Annotated in this window: 26 protein-coding genes; 15 read left to right on the top strand and 11 right to left on the bottom strand. The window is 58.1% G+C overall.

Annotated features, from left to right (window positions below):
- Positions 1–66 precede the first annotated feature (66 nt).
- Positions 67–717: an arylesterase gene (locus AGR2A_RS00650; protein WP_072495151.1), complete on the top strand. Its 651-nt coding sequence runs from the start codon at positions 67–69 to the stop codon at positions 715–717.
- A gap of 68 nt (positions 718–785) precedes the next feature.
- Positions 786–1,379 (top strand): RNA 2',3'-cyclic phosphodiesterase, encoded by a 594-nt coding sequence (thpR, locus tag AGR2A_RS00645; protein WP_004443895.1) that lies wholly within the window; start codon positions 786–788, stop codon positions 1,377–1,379.
- Here thpR and AGR2A_RS00640 read toward each other — a convergent pair.
- Positions 1,313–1,789 (bottom strand): low molecular weight protein-tyrosine-phosphatase, encoded by a 477-nt coding sequence (locus AGR2A_RS00640; protein WP_072495150.1) that lies wholly within the window; start codon positions 1,787–1,789, stop codon positions 1,313–1,315. The genes thpR and AGR2A_RS00640 overlap by 67 nt on opposite strands.
- A gap of 58 nt (positions 1,790–1,847) precedes the next feature.
- On the opposite strand from AGR2A_RS00640, the gene AGR2A_RS00635 reads away from it, so the two are divergent.
- From AGR2A_RS00635 to AGR2A_RS00605, 7 genes are all read left to right on the top strand, one after another.
- Positions 1,848–2,153, top strand: coding sequence for a 4a-hydroxytetrahydrobiopterin dehydratase (locus AGR2A_RS00635; protein ID WP_004443891.1), 306 nt, complete (start codon positions 1,848–1,850; stop codon positions 2,151–2,153).
- A 51-nt stretch (positions 2,154–2,204) separates the two neighbouring features.
- Positions 2,205–2,585 (top strand): YkvA family protein, encoded by a 381-nt coding sequence (locus tag AGR2A_RS00630; RefSeq protein WP_004443888.1) that lies wholly within the window; start codon positions 2,205–2,207, stop codon positions 2,583–2,585.
- A 296-nt stretch (positions 2,586–2,881) separates the two neighbouring features.
- On the top strand, positions 2,882–3,385 hold the full coding sequence (locus AGR2A_RS00625; RefSeq protein WP_003523183.1) for an invasion associated locus B family protein: 504 nt from the start codon (positions 2,882–2,884) through the stop codon (positions 3,383–3,385).
- A gap of 266 nt (positions 3,386–3,651) precedes the next feature.
- Positions 3,652–4,824, top strand: coding sequence for a 23S rRNA (adenine(2503)-C(2))-methyltransferase RlmN (rlmN, locus tag AGR2A_RS00620; RefSeq protein WP_077987047.1), 1,173 nt, complete (start codon positions 3,652–3,654; stop codon positions 4,822–4,824).
- 108 nt (positions 4,825–4,932) lie between these two features.
- Positions 4,933–5,886, top strand: coding sequence for an ABC transporter substrate-binding protein (locus AGR2A_RS00615; RefSeq protein ID WP_072495149.1), 954 nt, complete (start codon positions 4,933–4,935; stop codon positions 5,884–5,886).
- 107 nt (positions 5,887–5,993) lie between these two features.
- A complete protein-coding gene (locus AGR2A_RS00610) occupies positions 5,994–6,875 on the top strand; it encodes an ABC transporter permease (RefSeq protein ID WP_004443879.1) in 882 nt (293 codons plus the stop codon).
- Positions 6,872–7,666, top strand: coding sequence for an ABC transporter ATP-binding protein (locus tag AGR2A_RS00605; RefSeq protein WP_022556955.1), 795 nt, complete (start codon positions 6,872–6,874; stop codon positions 7,664–7,666). Before AGR2A_RS00610 ends, AGR2A_RS00605 begins: the two co-directional genes overlap by 4 nt.
- Positions 7,667–7,704: 38 nt before the next feature.
- Here AGR2A_RS00605 and AGR2A_RS00600 read toward each other — a convergent pair whose 3' ends face one another.
- Entirely contained in the window at positions 7,705–8,352 is a 648-nt protein-coding gene (locus AGR2A_RS00600; RefSeq protein ID WP_072495148.1) for a LysE family translocator, read from the bottom strand.
- 143 nt (positions 8,353–8,495) lie between these two features.
- The gene (locus AGR2A_RS00595; protein WP_004443871.1) at positions 8,496–9,350 is read right to left on the bottom strand and encodes an SDR family NAD(P)-dependent oxidoreductase; all 855 of its coding nucleotides are present in this window, start codon (positions 9,348–9,350) and stop codon (positions 8,496–8,498) included.
- A gap of 312 nt (positions 9,351–9,662) precedes the next feature.
- Between AGR2A_RS00595 and AGR2A_RS00590 the strand changes: the two genes are divergently transcribed.
- Positions 9,663–10,886, top strand: coding sequence for an argininosuccinate synthase (locus AGR2A_RS00590; protein WP_004443869.1), 1,224 nt, complete (start codon positions 9,663–9,665; stop codon positions 10,884–10,886).
- Between the two features lie 53 nt (positions 10,887–10,939).
- On the opposite strand, the gene AGR2A_RS00585 is transcribed toward AGR2A_RS00590, so the two are convergent.
- From AGR2A_RS00585 to AGR2A_RS00575, 3 genes are all read right to left on the bottom strand, one after another.
- Entirely contained in the window at positions 10,940–12,136 is a 1,197-nt protein-coding gene (locus AGR2A_RS00585; protein ID WP_004443867.1) for a multidrug effflux MFS transporter, read from the bottom strand.
- Between the two features lie 5 nt (positions 12,137–12,141).
- The gene (locus AGR2A_RS00580; protein ID WP_080822329.1) at positions 12,142–12,600 is read right to left on the bottom strand and encodes a MarR family winged helix-turn-helix transcriptional regulator; all 459 of its coding nucleotides are present in this window, start codon (positions 12,598–12,600) and stop codon (positions 12,142–12,144) included.
- A gap of 133 nt (positions 12,601–12,733) precedes the next feature.
- The gene (locus AGR2A_RS00575; protein ID WP_037090200.1) at positions 12,734–13,159 is read right to left on the bottom strand and encodes a hypothetical protein; all 426 of its coding nucleotides are present in this window, start codon (positions 13,157–13,159) and stop codon (positions 12,734–12,736) included.
- A 171-nt stretch (positions 13,160–13,330) separates the two neighbouring features.
- On the opposite strand from AGR2A_RS00575, the gene AGR2A_RS00570 reads away from it, so the two are divergent.
- The 4 genes from AGR2A_RS00570 to ppa all read left to right on the top strand — a co-directional run bounded on the left by AGR2A_RS00570 (position 13,331) and on the right by ppa (position 18,772).
- Positions 13,331–15,391 (top strand): M3 family metallopeptidase, encoded by a 2,061-nt coding sequence (locus AGR2A_RS00570; protein WP_072495146.1) that lies wholly within the window; start codon positions 13,331–13,333, stop codon positions 15,389–15,391.
- A gap of 150 nt (positions 15,392–15,541) precedes the next feature.
- The gene (typA, locus tag AGR2A_RS00565) at positions 15,542–17,365 is read left to right on the top strand and encodes a translational GTPase TypA (RefSeq protein WP_004443860.1); all 1,824 of its coding nucleotides are present in this window, start codon (positions 15,542–15,544) and stop codon (positions 17,363–17,365) included.
- A gap of 209 nt (positions 17,366–17,574) precedes the next feature.
- Positions 17,575–18,081, top strand: a complete 507-nt coding sequence (locus AGR2A_RS00560; RefSeq protein ID WP_006698245.1) for a GNAT family N-acetyltransferase — start codon at positions 17,575–17,577, stop codon at positions 18,079–18,081.
- A gap of 157 nt (positions 18,082–18,238) precedes the next feature.
- Complete coding sequence (gene ppa / locus AGR2A_RS00550) at positions 18,239–18,772, top strand: inorganic diphosphatase (protein WP_004443856.1); 534 nt, start codon at positions 18,239–18,241, stop codon at positions 18,770–18,772.
- A gap of 6 nt (positions 18,773–18,778) precedes the next feature.
- On the opposite strand, the gene AGR2A_RS29450 is transcribed toward ppa, so the two are convergent.
- Positions 18,779–19,084 carry a DUF167 domain-containing protein gene (locus AGR2A_RS29450; protein ID WP_072495144.1) on the bottom strand — a complete coding sequence of 102 codons (306 nt, stop codon included), beginning with the start codon at positions 19,082–19,084 and terminating at the stop codon, positions 18,779–18,781.
- Entirely contained in the window at positions 19,081–19,371 is a 291-nt protein-coding gene (locus tag AGR2A_RS29445; protein WP_004443850.1) for a YggT family protein, read from the bottom strand. The genes AGR2A_RS29450 and AGR2A_RS29445 overlap by 4 nt, the downstream gene beginning before the upstream one ends.
- Before the next feature lie 244 nt (positions 19,372–19,615).
- Between AGR2A_RS29445 and AGR2A_RS00540 the strand changes: the two genes are divergently transcribed.
- Positions 19,616–20,848: an MFS transporter gene (locus AGR2A_RS00540; protein ID WP_004443847.1), complete on the top strand. Its 1,233-nt coding sequence runs from the start codon at positions 19,616–19,618 to the stop codon at positions 20,846–20,848.
- Positions 20,849–20,963: 115 nt separating this feature from the next.
- On the opposite strand, the gene AGR2A_RS00535 is transcribed toward AGR2A_RS00540, so the two are convergent.
- Genes AGR2A_RS00535 through AGR2A_RS00525 form a run of 3 tightly spaced genes read right to left on the bottom strand, consistent with a single transcriptional unit; the run spans position 20,964 to position 23,804 of the window.
- On the bottom strand, positions 20,964–21,695 hold the full coding sequence (locus AGR2A_RS00535) for a glutamine amidotransferase (RefSeq protein WP_042936033.1): 732 nt from the start codon (positions 21,693–21,695) through the stop codon (positions 20,964–20,966).
- Entirely contained in the window at positions 21,685–22,173 is a 489-nt protein-coding gene (locus tag AGR2A_RS00530) for a TerB family tellurite resistance protein (protein WP_072495143.1), read from the bottom strand. Before AGR2A_RS00530 ends, AGR2A_RS00535 begins: the two co-directional genes overlap by 11 nt.
- 14 nt (positions 22,174–22,187) lie before the next feature.
- Positions 22,188–23,804 (bottom strand): heme biosynthesis protein HemY, encoded by a 1,617-nt coding sequence (locus AGR2A_RS00525; protein WP_072495142.1) that lies wholly within the window; start codon positions 23,802–23,804, stop codon positions 22,188–22,190.
- Between the last annotated feature and the right edge of the window lies 1 nt (position 23,805).

The raw sequence follows: 23,805 nt of genomic DNA, 5'->3' as shown, positions 1-23,805 counted from the left end.
GAAAACGATCTGGCGGTAGATGCGGTCAGTATTCCAGGCAATGGGAACCAAGTTAGGAAAGCCGTGATGAGATTTAAAGCTGCCCTGTTTCACTTCATCGTCATTTTCGCCACCTCCCTTTCCGCCACTGCTGGCTTCGCCCAGGAGCGGACATTGCAGCTGGTTGGCCTCGGCGACAGCCTGATGGCCGGTTATCAGCTTCCCCCGACTGACAGCTATACCGCACAGCTTGAAGCTGCATTAAAGGCCAAGGGGATCAATGTCGCCATCGCCAACGCAGGTGTGTCCGGTGACACTTCCTCAGGCGGTCTGGCGCGGGCGGAATGGTCTGTTCCCGATGGCGCTGACGGCGTCATTCTGGAACTGGGCGCCAACGACGCACTGCGGGGAATTCCGCCGGAACAGACCGAAAAGAACCTCGACACCATCATTTTCGGTTTTCAGAAGCGCAACATAGCCGTGTTGCTGGTCGGTATTATGGCGCCGCCAAATATGGGCGATGATTATGCAAAGCGCTTCAATCCGATATTCCCGAAGCTTGCGGAAAAATACAACCTGCCGCTTTATCCCTTCTTTCTGGATGGCGTGGTGACGGATGATGCGCTGAAGCTGGACGACAAGATGCACCCCAATACCAAGGGGGTGGCAGTGATGGTCGAAAAATCTTTGCCGGCTGTTGAAAGCTTCATCAAGACAATCGGTGCGCAAAAAAAATAAGCACTTGCGCCCGTCTGCATTGCGTGATTCGCTATGCTTGTTCTGCCAAGAGATTCGGGGAGCTCGCCATGCCGAGACTGTTTACCGCCCTCGAAATTCCGCGCAATGCGGCGATGAGCCTCTCATTGTTGCGCGGTGGTCTGCCGGGAGCCCGGTGGATCGATGTGGAGAATTATCACATAACCCTGCGTTTTATCGGTGACATCGACGGTCGTACCGCCGATGAGGTCGTTGACAGGCTGGACCGGATAGACCGGCCGGAATTCCAGCTCAACCTCACCGGAATGGGCTCCTTCGGCTCCAAGAAGCCGCATTCCATCTGGGCTGGCGTTTCTCCCTCGCCCGAAATGCATGCGCTGCAGGCGGAAATCGAGAGAATCTGCCAAAGGATCGGTCTCCCGCCCGATCCGCGCAAGTTCATGCCCCACGTCACGCTGGCGCGGTTGCGCTCCTCCCGCGTGGACGATGTGGTGCAGTATCTTTCCGGACGCGGCAACTTCCGCACCTCACCCTTTACGGTCGGGCGCTTTGTGCTGATGTCGTCGAAGGAATCGGTGGGTGGCGGGCCCTATATCGTCGAAGAGGTGTTTCCGCTTCACGAGGCGCGGTCCAGCTCGATCTTTTCGAGCAGCGATCTGCATCCCGCCAAAAGCATGTTGTAAACTGTGAAGAATGCGTCCTCGGCCCCGTAGTAGGGATCGGGGACGTTCTCGCGATGCCCGGCGGCATATTCCATGAAAAGATGGATTTTGTGCCGGTGCCTTTCGGAGCTCAATCGCAGCAGGTTCGCCAGATTGTTTTCGTCCATGGCGAATACCAGATCGAAGGTCTCGAAATCCGCCGCAGTGACCTGTCTCGCCCGTTGAAGTGAAATATCGATACCGTGCCGGCGCGCCATGGCGATGGATCGCGGATCGGGCGCGTCACCCCTGTGCCATCCGCCGGTGCCGGCGGAATCGACGGTAAGCTGATGAAGCGCTGCGCTGTCGGCAAGGTTCCTCAAAATCCCTTCGGCCAACGGTGAGCGGCAGATATTGCCCATGCAGACGAAGAGAATAGCTGTATGTTTCATGGAATATGCGTCGATCCGGTCGTTGAAGCGTTAATGGGTTTAAAGCGGAGGCAAATTCATGAAATATCCCAGACTCGAGCCCGATGCCATCCGGCAGGCCCTGCAGAAACTGGAGGGTTGGTCCCTGCGCGAAGACGGGGCGGCGATCGTCCGTTCCTTCAAGTTTTCCAGCTTTGCGGAAGCCTTCGGTTTCATGGCTGAATCCGCACTCGTCGCAGAGAGGCTCAATCATCATCCCGAATGGTCCAACGTCTATTCGCGGGTCAAGGTATGCCTCACGACCCACGATTCGCAGGGTGTGACGGAGCGCGATTTTCTTCTGGCCGAGGCCATGCAGAAGGCCGCTGCCGGCCGAGGTAATTGAACGCTCCGCCTTAAATCCCATATAATAGCCGTGACCGGAGGACCGTCGATCATGGATGATGTGAAAATCGGTGAAATTCTTCTGCCGGGTGAAACCGACAGGCAGCGTGAGCGCGAAGAGGTTGTTCGGACCAGGTTCTGGCCGAAGCTGAAACGTGTCATGTCGAAAGTGCCGTTTGCCCGCGATGCGGCCGCGGCCTATTATTGCGCGATCGATCGCGACACGCCGCTGCGCGCCAAGGGTATCATCCTCGCTGCGCTGGCTTATTTCATCATGCCTTTTGATGCCGTGCCGGACATGCTGGCCGTCGTCGGTTTTACTGATGACATAGCCGTCATTACCGCAGCGCTCGCGATGATCCGCGCCAATATCAAGATGGAACATTACGACGCGGCGGACGCCATGTTGAAGCGGCAGCAGGAAGCCGGGTAACGCCTCTGTGATCTGCCCGTTCGGGCGCGCCCGACGGGCGACAAATTCTTGCCTGAATTTATGTGTCATACACACGGAGGAAGGGTGTCGCACGCCCTTCTCCTCAGGGCGTCGGGAGTCGCCAATCTGTAACACTGCAAGACGTTTCCGGCATTTTATGCGTGTTGTTGACGGTTTGGTAACCGCTTCCCGACCACAATGAGAAAAGACGATCCGCACCTGAACGTGGCCGATCCAGACTCTGGGCTCGCCGATGCTTCGGGCCAATGGAAGACAATAACCCGGCAGGAAATTCTATGTTTGTAAGAAGTGTAGCAACCGCAGCGGCCATTTTGCTGACCAGCGTCGGCGTAGCATCTGCACAGTCGCCCACGCGCATCCAGCAGTTCAATGCTTGGGGTGCCTATTCGTACAAATCGGGCAACAGCACCGTCTGCTACGTTCTTTCCATTCCCACCGCCAAGGAACCGGCGAGCGTCGACCACGGCGATATATTCTTCATCGTCTCCCAGCGCCCGGGCCAGAACATCTCCTACGAGCCGCAGGCCATGGTAGGTTATCCGCTGAAGCAGGGTTCGAAGGTCAATGTGACGATCGACAACAAGAATTTCGTCATGTTCACCAAGGACAAGGCCGCCTGGGTTGAAAACGCTGCGGAAGAACCGGCTCTCGTGGCTGCCATGAAGGGCGGCAAGTCCATGACCGTCAAGGCTGTTTCCGGCCGTGGCACCGCGACCTCCTATTCCTATTCGCTGTCGGGTATTTCGGCTGCTCTCAAGCAGATCGAGAGCTGCAAGTAACGCTGACCCTTCATCGCGTGTGACAATGGCCGGTCCTCGACCGGCCATTTGCGTTTTTGCCAGTTTGATGCTAAAGGCGCGGCAATATTGACAGGCGGATGCGCGAAAAGTGCTCCGCCTTTGATTTTCTCGACATGCAGACGATTTTCCGCCTTCCCGACAGGCCGGTCGTGCGACGCATGGAACGATGGGATAACGTGATGTCCGTAATGCAAGCTCCTGCCGGTCTGGCAGTCAAAACCCCGCTGATCGCCAATAGCGATCTCATGTCCGGCAAGCCGTCGCTGATCGGCATGACCCGTGAGGAGATGGGTGAGGCGCTCGCGGAAATCGGTGTGCCGCAAAAGCAGGTGAAGATGCGCGTCAGCCAGTTGTGGAACTGGCTTTATGTGCGCGGCGTTTCCGATTTCGACAATATGACCAATGTCGCCAAGGAGCTTCGCGAGAAGCTGAAGGCGGCCTTCACCATCGCTCGACCTGAAATCGTCGAGGAGCAGATCTCCAATGACGGCACCCGCAAATGGCTGATGCGTTTTCCGCCGCGGGGCGCTGGTCGTCCCGTCGAGATCGAAACGGTTTATATTCCGGAAGAAGGGCGCGGCACGCTGTGCATTTCGAGCCAGGTGGGCTGTTCGCTGACCTGTTCTTTCTGTCACACCGGCACGCAGCGTCTGGTGCGCAACCTGACGGCCGAGGAAATCCTCTCGCAGCTGTTGCTGGCGCGTGATCGGCTCGGTGACTTCCCCGATGGTTCGACGCCGGTTGGCGCTTATGTGCCGAGCGAAGGCCGCAAGGTCTCCAACATCGTGATGATGGGCATGGGCGAGCCGCTCTACAATTTCGAGCATGTAAAGACCGCGCTTCTGATCGCCACCGATGGCGATGGCCTGTCGCTTTCCAAGCGCCGCGTCACACTCTCCACCTCGGGTGTGGTGCCGGAAATCTTCCGCACCGGCGATGAGATCGGCGTCATGCTGGCGATTTCGCTGCATGCGGTGCGTGACGAGTTGCGCGACATGCTGGTGCCCATCAACAAGAAATATCCGTTGAAGGAACTGATCGAAGCCTGCCGCAGATATCCGGGCCTCTCCAACGCCCGGCGCATCACCTTCGAATATGTGATGCTCAAGGACGTCAATGACAGCCTGGAAGACGCCAAGATGCTGGTGCAGCTTCTGAAGGGGGTTCCGGCCAAGATCAACCTCATTCCGTTCAACCCGTGGCCGGGCACGAATTACCAGTGCTCGGACTGGGCGCAGATCGAGAAGTTTGCCGATTTCATCAATCAGGCAGGTTACGCCTCGCCGATCCGCACGCCGCGCGGCCGCGATATCCTAGCGGCCTGTGGCCAGCTGAAGTCGGAATCCGAGCGCATGCGCAAGACCGAAAGGCTGGCTTTCGAGGCGATGATGATCGCCAACCACGGCGCAGACGACTGAATAAGCCGGTTTTGCCTCATAAAGCTGGGTTTCCGGCGGTTCTCCGATTGATTTCGGCCTGTCTTGTTCCTAAGAAGACGAAAACAGGGAACCAACAGGAGGATATCCATGCGCGCATTCATTCTGGCTCTCGCCGCTGCGAGCGCCATCGTTCTGCCGGCGAAGGCTGAAACCGTCACCGTTGCCGTGACCGCCATCGTCGAACATCCGGCACTCGATGCCGCCCGCGATGGCGTGAAGGCTGCCCTTGCCGAAGCGGGCTACAAGGAAGGTGAGAATCTCAAGTTCCTTTACGAATCCGCGCAGGGCAATCCCGGCACCGCAGCACAGATCGCGCGCCAGTTCGTTGGCGAGGCACCTGCTGTCATCGTGCCGATTTCCACGCCGTCTGCCCAGGCCGTCGTTGCCGCCACGCGCGACATTCCGGTCGTCTTCACGGCGGTTTCCGATCCGGTCGGCGCGCAGCTCGTCAAGGATATGCAGAAGCCGGGCCGTAACGTCACCGGCCTTTCCGACATGTTGCCGGTCGGCGAACATCTGGCGCTCATCAAGGAAATCTCGCCGAACGCCAAGTCCATCGGCTTCATCTACAATTCGGCCGAGGCAAACTCCGTTTCGACACTCGCCCTCTTGAAGACCGAGGCCGAGAAGGCGGGTCTCAAGGTTGTTGAATCCGTCGCCACCAAGTCGGCTGAGGTGCAGGGTGCGACCCGTGCGCTGGTCGGCAAGGCCGACGTGATCTACGTTCCGACTGACAACACCATCGTTTCGGCTTTCGAGGCTGCTGCCGGTGTTGCGTCTGAAGCCAAGATCCCGCTTTATGCCGCCGATACGGATTCCGTTGCTCGCGGTGCGGTTGCTGCCCTCGGCTTCAACTATTTCGACGTTGGCAAGCAGACCGGTGCCGTCGTTGTCCGCATCCTCAAGGGTGAAAAGCCGGGCGATATTCCGGCAACCGTTGCTGTTGGCACCGATCTCGTGATCAACAAGAAGGCCGCTGAAAAAGCAGGCGTCACCTTCCCCGAAAGCATTACGAAGCGCGCTACCAAGGTCATCGACTGAACCGAAACCTGACTGAATAACGGGCGGCGGCAAACTCGCCGCCCGTTTTACGTGGCACGAGACGGTGCCCGTATCCGCCCGATGGCGGCAATAACAAGGACATTACCGTGAGCCAAATCGCCTTCTGGGGTGCCGTGGAGCTGGGACTGGTCTTCGCTTTCGTGGCGATCGGCGTTTACCTCGCTTTCCGGGTGCTTGATTTTCCTGACCTGACCGTGGACGGTTCGTTTCCGCTTGGCGCTGCCGTGGCAGCCGTGCTGATCATCGCCGGTCTGAATGCCTGGGTCGCGACGGCGATTGCGATGGTGGCCGGTGCGGCTGCCGGCATCGTGACCGCCACACTCAATGTGCGTTTCAAGATTCTGAACCTGCTTGCCTCGATCCTGACGATGATCGCACTGTTTTCGGTCAACCTGCGCGTGATGGGAAAGCCGAATGTCGCGCTGCTCAATCAGGACACGATGATATCGCCGTTTTACGGCCTCGGCCTTTCTGAATATCTGGTGCGGCCGCTCTTCGTCGGCGCTTTGGTGCTGATTGCGGTCATTCTCGTCTGGCGTTTCCTTGAAAGCGATGCGGGTCTTGCCATGCGCGCGACGGGTGCCAATGCGCGGATGGCGCGGGCGCAGGGCGTGAAGACCGGTAGCCAGATCTATCTTGGCATGGCGCTTTCAAATGCGCTTGTGGCTCTTGGTGGTGCGCTGTTTGCCCAGACCAATGGTTTTGCGGATGTGACTTCCGGTGTCGGCACCATTGTTGTCGGGCTTGCGGCCGTCATCATCGGTGAAACCCTGTTTGGCGCGCGCGGCATCCTGATCGCGCTGATTGGCTGTGTCTTCGGCTCCATCGCCTATCGTCTCGCCATCCAGCTTGCTCTGTCGAGTGATGTGTTGGGTCTCAAGGCGTCCGATCTCAATTTTGTAACGGCGGTACTGGTGGCCATCGCATTGATCCTGCCCCGACTGCGCCGCGGGGGAGCAACATCGTGATTTCGCTTTCCGACATCCAGGTCGTCTTCGGGCGCGGCACGCCGCTGCAGAAGCAGGCGCTGTCCAAGATAGACCTCACCATTGAGGATGGTTCGTTCGTCACGGTCATCGGTTCCAATGGTGCGGGCAAATCGACACTTCTCGGTGTTCTGGCCGGCGATGTGCTGCCCACGGCAGGCAGGGTGATGATCGGTGGCGCCGATGTTACCCGCAAGCCGACCGCCAGCCGGGCGGGGCGGGTGGCACGCGTGTTTCAGGACCCGCTGGCGGGCAGCTGCGGCGCGCTTACCATCGAGGAGAATCTCGCGCTGGCGGCATCACGTGGTGAACGTCGCGGTCTTTTGCCTGCGCTCGGACGTGGCCGGCGGGATTTTTTCAAGGAGCGTATCGCTTCGCTCAATCTCGGTCTGGAAAATCGTCTGAAGGACCGCATGGACCTTCTGTCGGGCGGCCAGAGGCAGGCGGTCTCTCTCGTCATGGCGACACTATCAGGCTCGGACGTGCTTCTATTGGACGAACATACGGCAGCGCTCGATCCTGGCATGGCGGAATTCGTGATGGAATTGACCCGCAAGGTGGTATCGGAGCGCAAGCTGACGACGCTGATGGTCACCCATTCCATGCGTCAGGCGCTGGACTATGGCACGCGCACGATCATGCTGCATGCCGGTGAGATCGTGCTCGACGTTTCCGGCGACAGCCGCAAGGATCTTGAGGTGGAGGATCTGATCGACATGTTCCGCAAGATACGCGGCCAGAAGCTCGATGACGATGAGTTGCTGATCGGTTGATTGTAAAAAGGCGCCGTAAGGCGCCTTTTTGTTTGCCGTCAGCGCGCCTGTGTGAAGAAAATCTTGACGGCGAAAAGCGAAAAGACGCCGGCGATCGTATAATCCAGTCCGCGCAGAATTTTCCGGTTGCGTTGCAGCCAGGCGGAGAGAACATCTGCGGCGATCACGATGCCGATGCCGATCGGCAGTGCGACGATGATTGACCAGATGCCGAGGAAAATCAGCTTGCCGGTCACATGCGGATCGGATGCGCTGACGAATTGCGGCAGGAAGGTCATGAAGAAGATGATGATCTTCGGATTCAGCAGGTTGACCCAGATGCCGTTCAGCAGGGCGGATTTGAGGGAGGCCTGCGCTTTTTCGCTGGTGCCTCTGACCATCACGAAATCCGAGCCCTTGCGGATCGCCTGAATGGCGAGCCAGACAAGATAAGCGGCTCCGCCGGTCTTCAGGATCATGAAAGCCGTCGGCGAGGCGACGATGAGGGCGGCGACACCGAAGGCGACCAGTATCGTGTGCACGGTGATGCCGATATTGGTTCCTACCAGGGTCATGAAGCCCGCCGCCCGGCCTTCGCGCAGGGAGCGGCTGATCCAGAGCGTCATGTCCGGACCCGGCGTTACCGCCAGGAGAAGGATGGCGATGGTGAAGGCGATCAGTGTTGGCAGGCTTGGAACGAAATCCATCGCGGCACCCGTAAAGCTGGAGAGGGCCGTTGTTTAACGTGATTGCGGATTTCTGCCAATGTTTTTGAGTGGCGGCCCTAGCGCAGTGGTGGATTAAGCAGGGCGGGGCACCGCAATTTTCAGATCGCGGCGGCCCCTTGGCGTCAGTTCTTGAGGAAGCTGGTGAAGGCGGCGGAATATTCCGTGTGCCAGCGCGAGAGCGGCGGGCGGTTCTGGACGATATCATAAGCCGCCCAGAGAATGCGTTTCTCGTCCGTCGGGCGGTCAACCTCGCCATCCGGGCAGAGAATGTAGAAATCGCCCCGGCCGATGCTTTCGAGCATGAACTCGATGGTCTGTTCGCCGGTCCAGGCGCCTTCCGGTTTTTCCGTTCTGCCGTGGGCTGTAAGGCCTGTGAAGACGAAGCCGGGGATGAGGAGATGGGCGGAAACTCTACCATTTGGAACATTGCGCAACTCGTGTTGAAGCGCTTCCGTGAAGGTTTTGACGCCCGATTTCGAGACATTGTAGGCGGGATCGCCGGGAGGCGTGGTGATGCCCTGTTTCGAGCCGGTGTTGATGATGAGTGCCGGCTCACCATGGGCGATCATGCCCTGACCGAAGACACGGCTGCCATTCACAACGCCCATCAGATTGACGCTGATAATCTTTTCCCAGTTGGCCTGGGGACCGAAAATGGCGCTGCCAGGCTGGATGCCGGCATTGTTCATGAGGACGTGAACGCGCCCGAAACGCTGAATTACGGCGCGTTCCAGCGCCTCCAGCTCATCGAGTTTCGAGACGTCGGTCGGGATCGCAACGATTTGCGCCTCGCCGTCCCGGGCAAGTGCCAGAACGTCCGCATGCGCGGCGGCAAGTTTCTCGCCATCGAGATCGACGAGCACGACACTCATGCCGAAACCGGCGAATTTGCGGGCGGCGGCGAGTCCGATGCCAGAGGCCGCACCTGTTATGACGGCGACATTATCTTCCTTGAATGCGGGGTGGATGGTCGTCATAGGTTTTTCCTTCGCGTCGTTTCTGCTGTTCCAGCGGTTTGCAACGTTGCCTGAACCTGAGTGGCTTCATTCACGGTTTTCAAGTCGATCGCGCCGCTTCATCATAAAGCGCGAATTTTCTAAATGCATGTGACAACGGCTTCGTTCCCCTCGGTGTAGCTGTCGTCACGTGCGTCACGCGTGTCCATCAATTGTTTTGTCGCTTATCTCACGGAAAAGCGCTTCACACATTTCGGGTTGCACTGTAAAAGTGCCGAAATCCCAAGGAAATGGCGGTGTCCCGATGCCGTCATCATGCAGATGGACATCACTATGGCACTCCCGAAAGACGTTAAGAAAGTCGTTCTCGCCTATTCCGGCGGCCTCGACACCTCGATCATTCTGAAATGGCTTCAGACGGAACTCGGCGCTGAGGTCGTTACCTTCACCGCCGATCTCGGCCAGGGCGAAGAGCTTGAGCCGGCACGCAAGAAGGCCGAGATGCTGGGCATCAAGGAAATTTTCATCGAGGACGTCCGTGAAGAGTTCGTGCGCGATTTCGTGTTTCCGATGTTCCGCGCCAACGCCGTCTACGAAGGCGTCTATCTGCTCGGCACCTCCATTGCCCGGCCGCTGATTTCCAAGCACCTGATCGAAATCGCCAGGAAGACCGGCGCCGACGCCATCGCCCATGGTGCGACCGGCAAAGGCAACGACCAGGTCCGTTTCGAGCTTTCGGCCTATGCGCTGAACCCTGACATCAAGATCATCGCCCCGTGGCGCGACTGGACGTTCAAGAGCCGTACCGACCTCCTGAACTTTGCCGAACAGCACCAGATTCCGGTTGCCAAGGACAAGAAGGGCGAAGCGCCGTTCTCCGTCGACGCCAACCTGCTGCACTCCTCGTCCGAGGGCAAGGTTCTGGAAGACCCGGCGGTGGAAGCTCCTGAATATGTGCATATGCGCACGATCTCCCCGGAAGCCGCTCCCGACAAGGCAACCGTCATCAAGGTTGGTTTCCGAAAGGGTGATGCCTGCTCGATCAATGGTGTCGAGATGTCGCCTGCGACGCTTCTTGCCACGCTCAACAATTATGGCCGTGAAAACGGCATCGGCCGTCTCGATCTGGTCGAGAATCGCTTCGTCGGCATGAAGTCGCGCGGCGTTTACGAAACGCCCGGCGGTACCATCCTTCTTGCCGCGCATCGCGCCATCGAGTCCATCACGCTCGACCGGGGTGCTGCGCATCTGAAGGACGAGCTGATGCCGCGCTACGCCGAGTTGATCTATTACGGCTTCTGGTTCTCGCCGGAGCGCGAAATGCTGCAGGCCCTGATCGACAAGAGCCAGGAGCATGTGGAAGGCGAAGTGACGCTGAAGCTCTATAAGGGCAACGTCATGGTAACCGGCCGCGAGAGTGCCAAGTCGCTCTACTCCGACGCGCTGGTGACCTTTGAGGACGACCACGGCGCTTATGACCAGAAGGATGCGGCAGGCTTCATCAAGCTCAATGCGCTGCGTCTTCGCACGTTGGCAAAGCGCAATCTCAGCAAGTAATTCTGTTCTTGAAAAAATAACGAAACCCGCTGGTGGTGACACCGGCGGGTTTTTCATGTCGCTCTTCTGGAGACGATGCGGAAGCCGATGTAGCTGGCAACGGCCGTGAATTCCATCATGGGAATGATGACGCCGAAGCCGGTCAAAGGTGAACCGATGAGGGAGGCTGCAGCGCCGCCGGCGAAGCCCGATCCCATCTGGATAAATCCCATCATGGCCGATGCCGAACCGGCGATATGCGGGAAGGGCGCAAGCGCTGCTGTCACCATCGAAGGGGTCAGCAGGGCGATGCCGACAGTCGCGACTGCAACGGGCCCCATGATCGAAAGGAACGATGGCGGCATCAGGAAAACCGACAATAAAATAAGGAGGCCGCCGGTTCCGGAAAAACAGAGGCCGATCACGACCGAGCGCCGGTCACCCAGTCGGGGTGCGATGTAACGCAGGGCAATCGAGCCGAAGAAGTAGGCGCCTGTCTGCATCAGCATGCCGATGCCGAAGGCGGTGGGTGTCATGCCGACCTCGTTGATAAGGATGAAAGTCAGCATGGTGGCCTGCGCATAAAGCGCGCCGATGGAACCACCGAGCACCAGTGCAGCCAGAAGGAAACGTGGCGCGCTGAGCAGCGTGCCATAGGCCGACAGGAGCCGCCTGGGCCGGATCAGGCTCCTGTCCGGAACCGTTGTTTCCCGCAAAAAAATCACGACGGATAAAATGGCGATGGCTCCGAGGCCGACCATCAGAAAAAACACGGATTTCCAGCCGAAAGCCGCGAGTGAAAGTCCACCGATCGTCGGTCCGAGGGCAGGACCGACCGCCAGCATGATACCAATGAGATTCATGATGCTGGAGGCTTCGGCGCCGGTAAACTGGTCGCGCACCACGGCACGCGCCACCGTCATACCGACCGAAGCACCGATGCCCTGAACCAGCCGGGCGAAAAGCAGCACTTCGATCGTCGGCGCGGAAATGGCCACCAGGCCGCCGCCCAGAAAGATCAGGAGGAAGACGATGCTTGCCTTTCGCCGACCGAAGGCATCCGATGCCGGCCCGGCGAGCAGTTGCGCCAGCGCGAACCCGGCAAAATAGAGGGACAGGCTGAGCTTGACGGCGGACTGGTCAGTGGCAAAAACCCGCGTCAGTTCCGGCATGGCGGGTGTGTAAATCGCCATGGATATGGGCGCAAGCGCCGTCAAAAACGCACCAAGCATCGCCGTGCGTTTCGTGGACATGATCGGTTTTGGCGACATGGTGATCAGCCGTTCTGCCCCGGTTGTTCCGGCTGCAGATTGTCACGAAGGGTTTGCAGAAAGTGGCGGAACAGCGCCATCTCCTCGTCATTCAGGCCCTGGGTAGCGTGGCGAACGAGTTCATCTATTTCCTGCCGCACGGCTTCCAGCATGTCGGCTGAGGATTTGGTCAGCACAATACGCTTGGAGCGTCTGTCCTGCGGGTCCTGCTGCCGCTCGATGAGATCGAGGGACTGCAACTTATCAAGATAGGCGCAGATCGTCATGGGTTCTATTCCGAGGCGAGCGGCGATGTCCGACTGTTTGCTGCCGTCAGCGACAGCGACCGTCAGCAGCGCGCGCGCCTCGCCGGGGGTCAGGCCCAGTCCGGCCTCGGATATACGGCGCTCAAAAGCACTGTTCAGCAGGCGTGCACCGCTGTTCAGCAAAAATGCCAATGAATCTTTTTCGCGTTTCGTGCCCATGCTTCGCCTTTTCGTAAGTCAGCCTTACTAAAATCCAGGCGATAATCAATGGTACACAAATCATATTACCGAAAATCGAGTAAACTATATGTCACTTCGATCGCAAGGTATCCCGCAACCCGGTCTAGGACCGTCACGCCAAAGCAAAAAAAGACAGAACGTCCTGCATTTTTTCAACCTCGTCTGCGGTGCCGATGGAACGGGCAATTTCAGCTCGGTCGGAAAAATAGGTCAGGAAGTCGAATTCCGTGTCCTCGGTCACATCAGCTATGTCGATGACCTCACCGCTGGCACTAAGGGTTTGTGCCGGAAGTTCGGACGAAAGTTCAAAAAGGGTGTCCTGGCTGATTTTTCCCGCATGGTAATAATCTCGGGCGATTTCGCGCAGGTCGCGCGGGCTGATGCGGGTAAAATCTATCCCTCTTACCGTCTCTTCAAAGCCTGAGGCTGCATCGGATTTTCCGGCCTTGCCGAAATCGGCAATGCCCACGGATCTTGCGTTTCTGGAATTGTCCCTGAAAAGGAAATTATTAGAGGCCCTTAAAGAATAAATCTCCATAATACATATCTCCGTCATGGGATATTATTTAAAGAGGCAGACCATGATGTCGTCATATCGGTCAATACTTGGAAATGAAGGCGAGTGCGTATTCCACACCAAATTCCGATATTGAATTGGCGGCGGCGGCGTGCCCATATGGCTAAACCGGAATTGTACGAGGAACATGAAATGCCATCTGAGACCGCGCTTTATCCCGCACTCGTTCACTGGAACGGTCACAATGGTCTGCCAAAATTCGATGCAGTCAGGGATGAGGATTTCGCTCCGGCCTTTGACGCCGCACTTGGTTCCCATGAGCAGGAGATCGATGCGATCGCAGCCAATGTCGAGGCGCCGACATTTGTAAACACTGTAACTGCGCTTGAGGTCGCGGGTGACGATCTTTCACGCATTTCGGCGCTGTTCTGGAACAGGGCAGGAGCGAACACCAATGGCGTGATCCAGGCGCTGGAGCGGGAGATTGCTCCGAAAATGTCGCGGCACTATTCTACGATCGGCATGAACGAGTCTCTGTTCAAGCGCATCGATACCTTGTGGGAAAAACGCGAGACGCTTGGGCTGACAAGTGAGGAAAACCGTGTTCTCGAACGGCACTGGAAGGGTTTCGTGCGCTCCGGCGCGAAATTGCCGAAAGACCGGCAGGAGAGGCTGGCGGCGATCAATGAGGAGCTGGCCGGTCTCGGTGCAAAGTTCGGGCAGAACGTGCTGGCGGATGAAAAGAACTGGAAGCTCTTGCTTTCCACGGAAGAGGAACTTGCCGGCATTCCCGGTTTTCTGCGCGACGCAATGGCGGGTGCGGCCCGGGAGCATGGCGAGGATGGCAAGTTCGCCGTCACCCTTTCCCGTTCCATCATCGAGCCCTTCCTGACCTTTTCCGAACGTCGAGACCTGCGCGAACAGGCCTTCAGGGCATGGGTGGCGCGCGGTGAAAACGGCGGCGAGACCGACAACCGCGAGATCGTCCGCCGCACGCTTGAACTGCGCGAAGGGAAGGCGAAGCTTCTCGGTTATGTGAATTTCGCCGCCTACAAGCTTGACGACACGATGGCAAAGACGCCCGATGCTGTGAACGGCCTTCTGGGGCAGGTCTGGGAAAAGGCCGTTCGCCGCGCGGGTGAGGAGGAGGCTGAGCTTGCCGCCATCATCGCCGCGGAGGGCAAAAACCACGACGTTCTGCCATGGGACTGGCGACATTACGCCGAAAAGCTCCGCGCTCAGAAATTCAATTTCTCCGAGGCGGAACTGAAACCTTATCTGCAGCTGGAAAAGATCATTGAAGCCTGCTTCGATGTGGCCGGGCGGCTGTTTGGAATTCGTGCCGTCGAGGTCAAGGGTGTCGCCGCCTATCACCCGGACGTCCGGATTTTCGAGATCCGCGACGACCAGGGCGATCTGAAGGCCATGTTCCTCGGCGATTATTTCGCGCGGCCCTCCAAGCGATCAGGCGCATGGATGAGTTCGTTCCAATCGCAGCACAAGTTGCCGCTGAAAAATGGTACGGTCGGAGAAATCCCGATCATCTATAATGTCTGCAACTTCGCCAAACCGGCCGAAGGTAAGCCCGCGCTTCTTTCGCTTGACGATGCGCGTACACTCTTCCACGAATTCGGCCACGCGCTGCATGGCATGTTGTCCGATGTCACCTACCCCTCGGTGTCGGGAACGGGCGTATCGCGCGATTTCGTCGAATTGCCCTCGCAGCTTTACGAGCACTGGCTGACTGTGCCGGAAATCCTGGAAAAATACGCCCTGCATTATGAAACTGGTGCGGCAATGCCGAAGGCGCTGCTGGACAAGGTTCTGGCCGCACAGACCTTCAATGCCGGCTTCAGCACGGTGGAGTTTACCTCTTCGGCGATTGTCGACATGGCGTTCCATACGCGCGACAGCGTCGACGACCCGATGGCCGTGCAGGGTGAGGTTCTTTCAACGCTCAACATGCCTAAATCCATCGTCATGCGCCATGCGACACCGCATTTTCAGCACGTTTTCTCCGGCGACGGTTATTCCGCTGGATATTATTCTTACATGTGGTCGGAAGTGCTGGATGCCGATGCCTTTTCCGCCTTCGAGGAAACCGGCAATGCCTTCGATAGCGATATGGCGCGGCGGCTGAAGGACAACATCTACTCCGTCGGTGGTTCCGTGGATCCCGAGGAAGCCTATCTCGCCTTCCGCGGCAAGATGCCGAGCCCGGACGCGATGCTTTCGAAGCGCGGTCTCCTATAAGAGACTGTCATATTTCTGAGCTAGAAGCTGAGCGCAGGGGGCTTATGACATGAGCCCCCCTTTCGCATTTGCAAAAAAAAGGTTATGAGCGCGCCAAACTAAATTGGCGTTTCTCATCAATATAGCGCCCAACCTCAGAGATTTTGAACAATGGCACTTCGCAACATCGCGATCATCGCGCACGTTGACCATGGAAAAACGACGCTTGTTGACGAGCTTCTGAAGCAATCCGGTTCGTTCCGTGAAAACCAGCGCGTGATGGAACGCGTGATGGATTCCAACGACATCGAAAAAGAGCGCGGCATCACTATTCTCGCCAAGGCGACCTCGATCGAGTGGAAAGATACCCGCATCAACATCGTCGACACCCCCGGCCACGCCGACTTCGGCGGTGAAGTCGAGCGTATCCTGTCGATGGTGGATGGCGCCATCGTTCTCGTTGACGCTGCCGAAGGCCCTATGCCGCAGACGAAGTTCGTGGTTGGCAAGGCGCTGAAGGTCGGCCTTCGCCCGATCGTCGCCATCAACAAGATCGACCGTCCGGATGCCCGCCATGAGGAAGTCGTCAACGAAGTCTTCGACCTTTTCGCGGCTCTGGATGCAACCGACGAGCAGCTCGACTTCCCGATCCTCTACGGCTCGGGCCGTTCCGGCTGGATGAACGTCAATCCGGAAGGCCCGACTGATGAAGGTCTTGCGCCGCTTCTCGATCTCGTCGTCAAGCACGTGCCGGAGCCCAAGGTGGAAGAAGGTCCGTTCCGCATGATCGGCACGATCCTCGAAGCCAACAACTTCCTCGGCCGCATCATCACCGGCCGTATCGCTTCCGGTTCGATCAAGCCGAACCAGGCGGTCAAGGTTCTCGGCCAGGATGGCAAGCTGATTGAAAACGGCCGCATCTCCAAGATTCTTGCTTTCCGTGGCATCGAGCGCACCTCGATCGAAGAAGCCCATGCAGGCGACATCGTCGCCATAGCAGGTCTCTCCAAGGGCACCGTCGCCGACACGTTCTGTGACCCGGCCGTCATGGAGCCGATGCAGGCGCAGCCGATCGATCCGCCAACCGTTACCATGTCCTTCATCGTCAACGATTCGCCGCTCGCCGGCACCGAAGGCGACAAGGTGACGAGCCGCGTCATCCGTGACCGTCTGTTCAAGGAGGCCGAAGGTAACGTTGCGCTGAAGATTGAAGAATCCGCCGACAAGGATTCCTTCTTCGTATCTGGCCGTGGCGAATTGCAGCTGGCGGTTCTGATCGAAAACATGCGCCGCGAAGGTTTTGAGCTTGCCGTTTCGCGTCCGCGCGTCGTCATGCACAAGGATGAGAACGGCCAGCTGATGGAGCCGGTCGAAGAAGTTGTCATCGACGTGGATGAGGAGCATTCCGGCGTCGTCGTGCAGAAGATGTCCGAGCGCAAGGCCGAAATGGTCGAGCTTCGCCCCTCGGGCGGCAACCGCGTCCGTCTGGTGTTCTTCGCGCCGACCCGTGGTCTGATCGGTTACCAGTCGGAACTTCTGACCGACACGCGCGGTACGGCCGTCATGAACCGCCTGTTCCACGACTACCAGCCTTACAAGGGCGAGATCGGCGGTCGCGTCAACGGCGTTCTGCTGTCGAACGAGTCGGGCGAAGCTGTTGCCTATGCTCTGTTCAACCTCGAAGATCGCGGCCCGATGATCATCGATGCCGGTGAGAAGGTTTATGCAGGCATGATCATCGGCATTCACAGCCGTGACAACGACCTCGACGTGAACGTGCTGAAGGGCAAGAAGCTCACCAACATCCGCGCCGCCGGCAAGGATGAAGCCGTGAAGCTCACCCCCCCGATCAAGTTCACGCTGGAGCGCGCGCTTTCCTGGATTCAGGATGACGAACTCGTTGAAGTCACGCCGAAGTCGATCCGTCTTCGCAAGCTTTATCTCGATCCGAATGACCGCAAGCGTTTCGAAAAGGCAAAGCTTGCTGCCAGCTGATCGGTTCGATCCCTGTTTCGAAAACCCGGCCTTGCGCCGGGTTTTTTTATGCATTCTTTTTTATGTGTGCATGAGTCGAAAGGAGCTTTGCCAAAGGTTAAGGATGCGTTAATTTTTTCTGGTCGTCCACATGAATAGGCTGTGGGTAAGCTTGCCGGCGTTAACCTTTATGACTGGTAAGTTTCCGTGGCCGGGGCCAGAATCGCGTTATGAAAACGTTATCCATCGATGTTCGCCGTGCTGAACCGCATGATGCGCGCGCCATATCCGAGGCGCACCGTCTGTCGTGGCAACAGGCCTATGCCGGGCTTATCCCGCATCGGCCGTTGACGCAGATGCTTGAGCGCCGTGGCGAAATCTGGTGGAAAAAGGCAACCAAGGGTTCAGCAACCATGCTGGTGGTTGAAGTGGCGGGCGTTGTTGCCGGCTACGCGACGCTGGGCCTCAGCCGGGCGCGCGGACTGCCGCATGACGGCGAAATTTACGAACTCTATCTCCGTCCGGAATATCAGGGCATCGGCCTCGGATCACTGCTTTTCACGGAAGCGCGCCGGTTGCTGACCTCGCTTGGCTGCAACGGTATTGTCGTCTGGTGCCTTGAGGACAGCGATGTAGCCAATCGCTTTTTCCGCTCGCATGGTGGGCGCGACATTGCCGAAGGCATGGAAGATTTCGGTGGCAAATCACTTCGCAAGGTCGGTTTCGTCTGGAACTGACGGCGCAAATTCCGGGATTGTCTTTTCGCGTCCGGTCGTGACCGCATCGCTGGCACCCAATTTATCCATTATGCCTTATATGCCCACAGCCGTGTTGCAATGCGCAGACTTTCCCAGTATCGAAAACCAAATCCAACCCGTCGAATGAGGGAAGCGAATGCGTATCGATGCAATTTCCGTAGGCAAAAATCCGCCGGAAGACGTTAATGTTATCGTTGAAGTGCCGGTCGGTGGACACCCGATCAAGTACGAGATGGACAAGGATGCCGGTGCGCTGATCGTTGATCGCTTCCTCTACACGCCGATGACCTATCCGGGTAACTATGGTTTCGTACCGCACACCCTGTCCGACGATGGCGATCCGATCGACGTTCTCATCTGCAACACCCGCCCGCTGGTACCGGGCTGCGTCATCAATGTTCGTCCCATCGGCGTGATGATCATGGAAGATGATGGCGGCAAGGACGAGAAGATTCTGGCGGTTCCGGTTCCGAAACTGACCCGTCGTTACGACAAGGTCAATAATTACACCGATCTTCCGGAAATCACGCTGAAGCAGATCGAGCACTTCTTCGAGCACTACAAGGATCTGGAGCCCGGCAAGTGGGTGAAGATGGGCGGCTGGCAGGATGTTGACGTTGCCAAGAAGCTGATCGTCGAAGCCATCGAGCGCTACAAGGCGCAGGGCTGATCTGGTCTAAAGCTTCTTGAATCGGTCTTCAAAATCCTCCGGGTCGGTGTCGATCCGGAGGATTTTTTTGCGCGCTGTTTCGCCCGAAACGAAGCTGATGGCGGTTTTGGGTACGCCAAGTTTCTTTGCCAGCAAAACAGCCAGGGCCTTGTTCGCCTTACCGCCTTCCGGCACGGCGCTGACCCGGGCCTTTAGCTGCGCGTTTCCGTCCGCATCAAGCTCCACGCCATCAATCGCGTCCCGCCCGCCATTCGGCGTGAGGCGAACGGAGAGCCGGATATGATCACCGTGTTTTTGCCAGCAGCCGTTCACGCGAACATCGGGTACAGCGTGTTCCACATGAAGGAGCGGATGAAGAAGATGATCAGGAGCACGATGATCGGCGAAATGTCGATGCCACCGAGATTGGGCAGAACGCGACGGATGGGGCGCAGAACCGGTTCCGTGACATTGAACAGAAAGCTGCCGATGGCGTTCACGAACTGGTTGCGGGAATTGATGACGTTGAAGGCGTAAAGCCATGAAAAAATGGCGCTGCCAATCAGCACCCAGGTATAGAGGTTCAAGGCCAGATCGATGGTCTGAAACAGGGCAAGCATCAATATCTCCGTATCTTGGTTGCAAGACATTTAGACATTCGTCGCTGAACCGGCAAGTGTTGCGCCGAATCGTAATCATCACCGGTTAGATCCACCTGCTGTGATCGTGGTCTAACTCATAACCGGGCGGCAGGATTTCACGCAAAAACCGCTCACACTTTGCGCGATCGCGATGGTGAGGGCTGGTGATTCCTGTCATATCGCTTTATTGCCATCACACATTTTCTTCGCGAGCACCCAGCCGATGTCTCTTCCTTCTGCCGAAAACCGTTTCGGTGCATTCCGGCATTCATCCTATCGACGTTTCTTCAGCGCCCGGTTTTTTTCAGCCTTTGCCATACAGATCGTCAGTGTTTCGGTTGGGTGGCAAATGTATGAAGTGACCGGCAATGCCTTTTATCTCGGCCTGATCGGTCTTTTCCAGTTTCTGCCGTCCCTTCTCTTGATCCTTGTTACGGGAACGGTTGCCGACCGTCACAATCGCCGGCGTATTATGGCCATATGCCTGATGGTTGCGGCGCTCTGTGCCGTCGCTCTTCTGGCGCTGACACTCACGCACAGCTTTTCCCCTTGGCCGGTCTTTGCCATTCTTGTCGTCTTCGGCATAGAGCGCGCTTTCATGGGACCGGCGGTCCAGTCGCTGGCGCCCAATCTCGTGCCGGTGGAGGATTTGCCGAACGCCATCGCCTGGAATTCTTCTTCCTGGCAGATGGCCTCCATTCTCGGTCCCGTTGCCGGCGGCCTGCTTTATGGTCTCGGCGCCTCCGTTGCCTACAGTGTGGCGCTCGTGCTCTTTATCGTCTCCGCAGGACTTGCGGTGGCGATCCGCAAGCCGGAGCAACGCGGCCCGGCAAAGGCGATCAGCCTCGAAACCATGCTCGCCGGGTTTAAATTCATCTCGCAGGAAAAGATCGTCCTCGGTGCAATATCGCTCGATCTCTTCGCGGTGTTGCTGGGTGGCGCGGTTGCATTGATGCCGATCTTTGCCAAGGAAGTGCTGACGCTCGGCCCGTGGGGCCTCGGGCTTCTGCGCGCGGCGCCCGGTATCGGCGCCATCACCGTCGCCGTTATTCTGGCATTCAAGCCCATTCGTCACCATGCCGGCCTGCTGATGTTCGCTGGCGTTGGCCTTTTCGGCGTTTCAACCGTGGTCTTCGGACTTTCGCAAACCGCGTGGCTGTCCATCGCCGCGTTGGTAGTCATGGGCGCATCGGACATGGTATCGGTTTATGTGCGAGAAACTTTGATCGCGCTTTGGACACCGGATGAGGTACGGGGGCGTGTGAACGCGGTGAACATGGTCTTCGTCGGCGCATCGAACGAACTGGGTGAGTTTCGTGCCGGCACCATGGCTCATGTTGTGGGTGCCGTTCCAGCCGTTGTCATCGGCGGGGCTGGCACGCTCGCCGTGGCGGTCATCTGGGCGCTCGGCTTTTCCAAGCTGCGCAAGATCGACAATCTCGACGCGCCGCACTGACAGCGATGGGTCTCAGATCGTCTTGGCTTTTCTTCGAAGCGCAAAAGCGATCTAACTTTTTGTTTTCACCGATTATCCGGACGTAAAGCCGCAGCGCATCTTTACCGGAAATGCTCTAGCGCTGCGCCTTGCCCTCAAAAACCAGATCGAGAAAATTGCTGAGCCATGCCCTGAGCGGCGTATCGAACAGCATGCGGCCTTCCAGATGCTGGCTGCCCACCTGGGCATTGGGCATGCCGAAACGCTGCGCGCCGCGCACCACCCAGCTATGCATCATGGCACGGGTCAGCTCGGCGTGAAACTGCAGGCCCCAGGCATTTTTTCCATATCGATAGGCCTGGTTGGGGTAGGTTTCGCCCGATGCCAGAAGTTCGGCTCCACGCGGCAGCTCAAAGCCTTCGCGATGGAAGTGATAGACCATCTTCGGCCAGTGCGGCATCAGCAGCCGCCCATGTTCGGTGGCATGGAGCGGATACCAGCCAATCTCCACCTTGCCGTCCCTGTCGGCTTCCACCCTGCCGCCCAAATGTTTGGACAACATCTGCGCACCGAGACAGATGCCGAGAAAAGGCTTGTTTTCCTTCAGCGGCACTTTCAGCCAGTCGATTTCGGCTTTGACATAATCATGCGGATCATTGGCGCTCATCGGGCCGCCGAAAATGATGGCTCCGGCGTGTTTTTCCAGCGTCTGTGGCAGGTCATCGCCGAGCGCGGGACGCCTTATATCCAGACGATACCCTTTTTCCACCAGCATCTGGCCGACGCGACCGGGCGTGGAGCGTTCCTGATGCAGGACGATGAGCAGCGAAGGTTGTTGTTTCTGTTGCCTGGAGGGGTCAAACAGCATCGTCTTCGTTTTCGCTTTCTTCAGCGGGTCCGGACCTCGTGGCAGCCTGCTGACGTTGCAGGACCCTGTCGCGCACGGAAACACCCAGCAGATCCGCGACACGCCAGATCACATGGTCTTCCATCTCGCTTCGTTCGCCGTCAGCGTAAACAATATCCCATAATATGCCAATAAGCTCCACGCGCTGATCTTCATCCAGGTGGCGACGGATATCGGTGGTAAAGCGGTAATAATCGACGGCTTGCTTGCCGGCCTCCTGGCCGGCGGCGAGCAGGGCATCAAGCTTTCCGCCGTCGAGATGATAATATTCATGCAGAATTTCGCGAAGACGATCACGCTCGCTTTTCGAGATGGTGCCATCGGCTTCCATGACCTGGAAACAGAGGGCGGCTACCGCCACCCTCAGATCATCGGGACTGAAATCACCTGCCTGCGGGCCGACGAGGTTCTGAATAAACGACTGTATTTGCTGGAACATCGATAGCCTGCTCGTCAGAAGAGTTTGAGCCGTGTCTTGGGTTCGGCTTCCGCGCCGGATTTCTTCACACCCGGATCATCTGGCGCACCGCCGAAAAAGGGCACTGCTTCGGCCTTTTCATTCGCCGCTTCGGTTTCCACCGGCGCTTCGATCGCGACGGGCTTTTTCTCCGTCGGAGCCGAAACACTCGGTTTTACCTCTATGGGCTCAGCCGAAGCCCGCTTTGGCTCCGCACGGGTCTCGGGCGCGGTTTCCACGACGACCGTCTTTACCGTCGGTTCGGTCCTTGCGGGTGCTGCGGCAATCGCGTTTTCGATTGTCAGATCTTCAACAGGGCCTTCCAGCTGCCCGAAAGGCGCTTTCCATTCGAAGGCATCGAGACGACCCGTGACAGGCGAGACCGGCAGCCATTTTTCAGAGACGATACCGTCGGCGACCCATGCCGGATCACGCGGCGCGCGCAGTGCCTGCGCCATCCAGTAGCGCACACGGCCCTGATCCCCGGTTTCGGCCTCCTCGATATCGGCCATCAAGAGGAAGATGCTTTCGCGCGGCTCGATCCGGGCGGCGGCCTCGGCCTTCGTCCGGGCCTTGGCGAATTCCTTGGCGTCGAGCGCCGCCTGCGCCACTGCAAACAGGGATTCGATGTTGTTGGGCTTCAGACTTTCAAGCCGCTCTGCCCGCTTCAGACGGTCGATGGCGGTATCGCCGCTGCGGGCGCGTGCGTAAAGTTCGGCGATCTGCGGATGCGGATCGTTTTTCCAGACGGGTTCAAGAATCGCGGCGGCCTTGCGCAGATTGTCTTCGCGCAGGTAGGACTTTGCCGCGATAAGCGCTGCCGGGACGAGGCCTTTTGCAAGCTTGAGAGCGTGCTTCGCGTCCTCGCGCGCACCTACCGGGTCGCTTTCCAGTTTCTCGCCGGCCTTGGCAGTGAGAAGCACGGCTTTCAGCCGCTCCGCCTCGCCGCGTTCGATGACGCTGGCCGCCTTCTGCTGATCAAGCAGACGGATGGCATCGTCCCACTGCCCATTGCGGCATCGGTTTTCCAGCGTCGCCTGTGCCGCCCATGGCAGATAGGGTGCTTTTTCCGCGGCGTCCTCGGCATATTGCTGGGCGGCTTCGTAAGCGCCCTGACGACGTGCCTCGATATAGAGGCCGCGAAGGCCGAGTTCACGCGTTTCGGGATCGCGCGCCATGGCCTCGAACTTACGGCGCGCCTCATCATATTTGCCTTCGATGAGATCGGCCTGTGCATCGAGCAGGTGGATCAGCGGCTCCTGATCGGCACTCAGTAGTCCCTGCGTGCGGGCCGTCATCTTCCGTGCAAGAATGGCATTGCCAGCGCCAGCGGCGATGAGGCCAGTGGAGAGCGCCTGATAACCGCGGTCGCGCTTGCGCGCGCGGAAATAACGACGGGCGGCATTGGGCGAAGTCCATACGGCGTTGACGATCCACCAGAGCAGCATGACAGCAGCGATGAGCGCCGCGATGATGGAGGCTGCGACCATCAGGCTCATTTCGATCAGCTGACCTTGCCAGACGATGGAAAGGACGCCCGGCCTGTCAGCCAGCCATGAGAAACCGAAACCGAGGGCCAGAACGATAACGGCGAAAGTCAGAATTCTGGTCATG

This window comes from Agrobacterium genomosp. 2 str. CFBP 5494, from assembly GCF_900013495.1.
Classification (GTDB): Bacteria; Pseudomonadota; Alphaproteobacteria; order Rhizobiales; family Rhizobiaceae; genus Agrobacterium; species Agrobacterium pusense.
This window is presented reverse-complemented; position numbering and strand designations above follow the sequence as displayed.